The organism is Paenibacillus sp. MER TA 81-3 (assembly GCF_023713585.1).
GTDB lineage: Bacteria > Bacillota > Bacilli > Paenibacillales > Paenibacillaceae > Paenibacillus_B > Paenibacillus_B profundus.
The window spans coordinates 1-6,766 of the sequence record NZ_JAMAWB010000043.1 but is presented as its reverse complement, the minus strand read 5'-3'; the positions used below and the strand labels follow the sequence as shown (position 1 = coordinate 6,766).

General features: G+C 60.7%; 1 protein-coding gene. It reads left to right on the top strand.

Translation table 11 applies throughout. The features are described from left to right. On the top strand, positions 1-6,766 hold a 6,766-nt coding region (locus tag M3650_RS31065), incomplete at both ends, for a non-ribosomal peptide synthetase (RefSeq protein WP_251580212.1).

Below are 6,766 nucleotides of genomic sequence, written 5' to 3'. Positions count from 1 at the left end.
CAAGCGGCCGCGAAATATTGGGGAGACATGCTTGCGGGCTTCGAACAAGCGGCGGAGCTCCCGAGACGGCAGCGTCAGGCGCGGGGATATGAAGCGATGCGTGTGACTTGCTCGCTGGACCGGAAGCGGACCGAACGGATTGCCCAAGCGGCAAGAGAGCAGGGGGTAACGGTGAACACCTTGCTGCAGACGGCATGGGGACTGCTGCTGCACAAATACAGCGGGACAACCGATGCGGTATTCGGCAGCGTGGTGTCGGGAAGACCGGCAGCCCTTCCCGGCGTGGAGGGGATGATCGGACTGTTCATCAATACGATTCCGGTCCGGGTAAAGTGCGAGGCAGAAGAAACCGTAGCCTGCGTGCTGCAACAAGCGCAAAAGCAAGCGCTGGCGTCCCAAGCCTATGACTATTATCCGCTGCATGAAATCCAAGCCCAAATCACAAAGCACAGGGAGCTGTTCAACCACATTCTGGTGTTCGAGAACTACCCGGTGGAGGAGCAAGCGGGTTCATTGGGAGAGACGGCTGGGCTAGAAATTACCGGAGTTCAGGCGGAGGAGCAGACCAACTATGACCTGAATGTGATGATTATGCCAGGCGAAGAAATGACCATTCATTTTGACTACAATGCGCAGGTGTATGAACGAGAAGTGATGGAGCGTCTGCAAAGACACCTGTTGCGAATCGTGGAGCAGATCGTAGCGGATACGAACATACCGGTACAAGAGCTGGAGCTGCTGACAACGGCCGAGAGGGAGCAATTGCTCGTGCAGTTCAACGACACGGCGGCGGATATTCCAAGGGGAGCGGCCGTGCATTCCTTGTTCGAGCAGCAGGCGGCGACAACGCCGGATCGTCTGGCGGTCGTGTGCGCAGAGCAGAGCCTGACCTACCGGGATCTTGAGGAACAGGCCAACCGTATCGCCCAATGGTTGCGGGCGCATGGCGTGACAGCGGAAGACCGTGTAGGCGTCCTGATGAACCGCTCGCCGCAGCTGCTCGCCGGGCTTCTGGGGATTCTGAAAGCCGGTGCCGCTTACGTGCCGATCGACCCCCTTCTGCCTGAAGAGCGCATGGAAGGGATGATCCAGGATGCAGGAATGCAGCTTATGCTGACGGATGCGGGACAGCTTGGGATTGTGACAGGCCTGCAGGAGACAGCGCTGCGCCATGTATTGTGTCTGGACGATATGTTGATGGAAGAACTGGAGGGGCAGCCGGAGCGAGCAGACCGGACAAGTCACGGCGGCCATACCGTCTCGTTCTCCTCCGCCAAGGAGCTGGCAGGGTATTCTTCCATGCCTGTTGGCGTGGAGATCAGACCTTCCGGCAGCGCGTACGTCATTTATACCTCAGGAACGACTGGCACGCCTAAAGGGGTGGTCGTAGAGCACCGGAACGTGGTGAATTTCATCTCGGGGATGATCCGCGAGCTTCCTTTCGGGACGCATGCTTCGATGCTGTGCGTTACGACGGTATCCTTCGACATCTTCGTCACGGAGAGCTGGGTGCCGCTCAGCTGCGGCATGCAGATCGTCCTCGCAAGCGAAGAAGCGCAGCAGGATCCGGTTCTGCTGGCGGAACTGTTGAGCGAGCATCCGGTGCACATGATGCAGACGACGCCTTCGCGGTTGATGCTGCTGCTCGGCGATCCGCGGAGCGCGGCGCAGTTGCGGAACGTCCACACGCTGCTGGTCGGCGGGGAAGCATTCCCTTCCTCCCTATATGGGCAGCTGAGGGAACATACGGATGCGGAACTGTACAACATGTACGGGCCAACGGAAACGACTGTCTGGTCCACGTTCGACCGCCTCGGCGGAGACGAACGGATCGGCATCGGACGGCCGATGGCGAACACGCAGGTGTATGTGGTGAACGAAACGCTGCAGCCGCAGCCCGTTGGCGTGGCCGGCGAACTGTGCATCGGCGGCGCCGGGGTTGCCCGCGGATACTGGGCGCGTCCGGAGCTGACGTCTGAGAAATTTGTGGACAGCCCGTTTGTTTCCGGCGAGCGGCTGTACCGGACCGGAGATTTGGCACGCTGGCTGCCTGACGGCCGGCTGGAGCATCTGGGGCGGATCGACCATCAGGTGAAGATCCGGGGGCACCGGATTGAGTTGGGCGAAATCGAAACCCGGTTGCTCCAAATCCCAGGCGTAAGCGAAGCCGTCGTGACCGCAGCGGCTATTGAGATGGGCACGGATATTCACCATGAATTGTGTGCTTATGTGACAGGCAACCGTCCGCTTGCGGCGGCTGAGCTGCGTGCCGCCCTGACTGCCTCGCTGCCGTCGTACATGCTGCCGACGCACTTCATGCAGCTGGAAGAGCTTCCGCTGACGCCGAATGGGAAAGTGGACCGCCGGGTGCTGCCGAAGCCGTCGGGAAGCGGAGCCGCTACCGGATATGCAGCGCCGCGAACCGAAGCGGAAGCGAAGCTGGCGTTATTGTGGCAGGAGGTGCTGGGTGTCGGGCGCGTAGGCATCCACGATAACTTCTTCGAGCTGGGCGGCCATTCCTTGAAGGCCATGACGCTCGTATCGCGGATTCACCAGGCGTTGGACGTAGAGCTGCCGCTGAGGCAGCTGTTCCTCTCGCCGACGGTCGAAGGGCTGGCGGCTGCGCTGGGCGCGGTGGATGGCAGCACGGCGTATAAAGCGTTGGCCCCGGCAGACGAGCGGGCGTATTACCCGCTGTCCTCGGCCCAAAAACGGCTGTACGTCTTGCAGCAGCTGGAGGGGGCTGAGCTGAGCTACAACATGCCGGTGGCGCTGCATCTCGAAGGAGCGCTGGATCGGGCACGGCTGGAAGCGGCGCTGCAAGCGCTCATCGCCCGCCATGAATCGCTGCGCACTTCGTTTGCCGTCGTGGACGGCGAACCGGTGCAGCGGGTGGCGGAGCAGGCGATGTTCGAAGTTTCCTATGAGGAAGCGGAGGAAGGGAAAGCCGAGGAGCGCATCCGTGCATTCCTCCGTCCGTTTGACCTTGGAGAGGCCCCGCTGCTTCGTACGGCCGTCCTACGTCTCGGCGAAGCGCTGCACTTGCTGTTGTTCGATATGCACCATATTGTCTCGGACGGCATATCTATGAGCATTTTGGTAGACGAATTTGTGAAGCTGTACGCCGGGGAAGCATTGGATCCGCTCCGTTTACAGTACAAAGATTATGCGGTATGGCAGCGGGAACACTACGCCGACAGCCGGGCGTACGAGCAGTTGGAAGCATACTGGGTGGACCAGTTTGCGGGCGAACTGCCAGTGCTGAACTTGCCGGCCGATCATCCGCGTCCGGCCGTACGCAGCTTCGAGGGCGGCCGGGTGGACGTTGAGCTGGACGGCGAGCTTGCGGCGGCCTTGCGCGGGCTGTCCCGCGAGAGCGGCGCTACGGTATACATGGTGTTGCTGGCCGCCTACAGCACGCTGCTGGCGCGGCTTGGCGGGCAAGAAGAAGTCATTGTCGGTTCGCCGGTGGCGGGACGGCCGCATGCAGATCTGGAAGGCATGCTGGGGATGTTCGTAAATACACTGGCACTGCGGACGTACCCGGCCGGGGAGAAGAGCTTTGCCGCCTATCTACAGGAAGTGAGGGAAACGGCGCTCGAAGCCTTCGACCATGGGGACTATCCGTTCGAGGAACTGGTGGAACGGGTGGTGCGGCAGCGCGACACGAGCCGCAACCCGCTCTTCGATGCGATGCTCGTGCTGCAGAACATGGATCAGGCAGAGCTTGAGCTCCCCGATCTGCAGCTCACCCCGTATCCGTTCGATTCCGACGCGGCCAAGTTCGATCTGACGCTTTCGGTGAGTGAACAGGAGAACGGCATGCGCTGCTCTTGGGAATTCGCTGCCGTATTGTTTGAACGGGCCACGATAGAGCGTTGGGCCGGTCACTTTGTAGAGCTTCTGCGCCAGGTTACCCGGGATCCGCAGATGACGCTGGGAAGCGTCAGCTTGCTCACGGTTACGGAGCAGGAGCAATTGTTGGCGCAGTTCAACGACACCGGCGCAGGGGTGCCAATGCCGCATACCACGCTGCACGCGATGTTCGAGGAGCAGGCGGCGAAGACGCCGGAGCGCGTGGCCGTTGTATGCGGTGAGGATACCCTGACCTACCGGGAACTGAACGAACGGGCGAACCGGCTTGCCAGAGTCGTGCTCAGTTACGGTGCAGGGCCCGAAAGCCTTGTTGCGGTGCAGTGCGAACGATCCGTGGATATGGCTATGGCGCTGCTTGGTGTGCTCAAAGCGGGAGCTGCCTATCTGCCAATATCGCCGCAGGAGCCGGCAGAGCGGGTGCAGTTCCTGCTGGAGGACAGCGGCGCGGCCCTGCTGCTGTCTTCCTCGGAACAGGAGACTGCCTGCCCGGTGCTGTGCTTGGATGATGATTGTATCCTTTCGGAAACGCCAGAAGATCTCGCGAGCTCTGTAAATCCCAACAACCTGGCGTATGTGATCTACACCTCCGGAACCTCGGGTCAGCCTAAAGGCGTCATGGTGGAGCATCGCAGCATCGTTCATACGCTTCAGTGGAAGGCAGCGGCCTACCGCTTCGACGGCGGGCGGGTGCTGCATGCCAGCCCGTTCATATTCGATGCGTTCATCTCGCATTTTTTTGGCCCCCTCGTTGCGGGCGCCACCGTCGTGATGCTCCGCGATGAAGAGCTCAAAGATCCGGAGGTCATTATCCGCACGCTCGTCGAGCAGAAGATTACCCACGCGCAATTCCCAACGGGTCTGCTCGCGGCGCTGCTGGAGATGATCCGGCCGGAGCAGCTGGCTACCGTACGGAGCGTGGTCACCGGCGGGGAGAAAATCAGCGCGGCGCTGATTGAAAAGATGCTTGTTTACAGCCAGATTGAGTTCGTCAGCGAGTATGGACCGACGGAGAACAGCGTGGTGACGACCGCTTTGCCGGTGACCGACCCGCGGCAGTCTCATACGCTCGGCAGATCCATCGGCCAGACGAAAGTCCATGTGCTGGCAGCGGATGGACAACTGCAGCCGATCGGCGTCCCGGGTGAGCTATGCATCAGCGGTCCGGGATTGTCCCGGGGGTATCTGAATCAGCCAGAGCTGACGGCTGAGCGGTTCGCCGCCAGTCCGTTCGCGCCCGGTGAGCGCCTCTACCGGACCGGCGACTTGGTACGCTGGCTGCCGGACGGCAATCTCGAGTATATGGGCCGGATGGACGGACAAGTGAAGATCCGGGGATACCGGATCGAACCGGGCGAGATCGAAGCCCAACTGCTGCAGTTGGCTGAGGTAAGCGAAGCCGTCGTGGCCGCGCTGCCGGATGCTTCGGGCAGTCTCCAGCTGTGTGCCTATGTCGTTGGCGGCGAGCTGGATCTTCCTGATCTGCGCAGCTTGCTGTCCTCCGCCCTGCCGGCGTATATGATTCCCGCCTCCTTCGTGCAGCTGGAGCAATTGCCGCTGACTACTAACGGCAAAATCGATCTCAAAGCGCTGCCGAAGCCGGATGCAGCCCTGGCCCATACGCCGTATGCCGCTCCCCGCACGCCGGTGGAGCAGGCGCTGGTGACGGTATGGGAGCAGGTGCTCGGTGTGACCCGGATCGGCATCCATGACAGCTTCTTCGACCTGGGAGGCGACTCGATCAAGGCGATTCAAGCTGCTTCCCGGCTGCTGCAAGCTGGCTATAAGCTGGAGATGAAGGAGCTGTTCCGTTATCCGGCTGCATCCCAGCTCAGCGATCATATTGCCATGGTTAGCCGCATCGCGGAACAGGGAGAGATCCGCGGCCTAGTGCCGCTCACGCCGATTCAACACTGGTTTGTTGAGCGGGACCTTGCCGATGCGCATCACTTCAACCAAGCTGTGATGCTGTACCGGGAAGAACGCTTTGACGTGCAGGCGCTGCGCCTTGCAATGAAGCAGATCACGGTTCACCATGACGCGCTGCGCATGGTATTTGTGTCATCAGAGGACGGAGGTTATGCCGCTTGGAACCGGGCTGTGAAGGAAGGGGAACTGTACGGATTGGAAGTATTCGACTTCCGGCAAGAGCAGGCGTGGGGCCGGTTAGTCGAAGCGAAGGCCCGCGAGCTGCAAGCCGGTATCTCCTTAGATACAGGTCCGCTCGTGAAGCTGGGCTTATTCCAGTGCGGTGACGGCGATCATCTGCTCATTGTCATTCACCATCTTGTCATTGATGGCGTCTCCTGGCGGATCTTGCTGGAGGATATCGCTGCAGCGTATGGGCAGGCCGCGCAAGGGCAGGACATTTGGCTGCCGCAGAAAACCGATTCGTTCCAAGCTTGGGCGCAGCAGCTGGCAGCTTATGCCTCAAGCCCAGTAATGGAGACGGAACTGGGGTATTGGAGCCAGCTGGCCAATGTCGAACAAGCGCCGTTACCGAAGGATAACGAGCAAGGCGGAGACGCAGTCGAAAACAGCGAAACGCTGACGCTGCAATGGTCCCGGCACGAGACGCAGCAGTTGTTAACCGAAGCGCACCGGGCATACGGGACGGACATGAACGACCTGCTGCTGACCGCGCTGGGAATGGCGGTTCAGGAGTGGACCGGAATCGAGCAGGTGGCCGTCATGCTGGAAGGGCACGGCAGGGAATCCATCTTGCCGGATATGGATGTCAGCCGGACTATTGGCTGGTTCACGAGTGCGTACCCGGTCATGCTTGACATGAAGGCGGGCCTGGATCTGCCGCGGCGCATCAAGCTGGTCAAGGAAACGCTGCGGAGTATCCCGCACAAAGGCATCGGCTACGGCATTTTGCGCTATTTGTCTT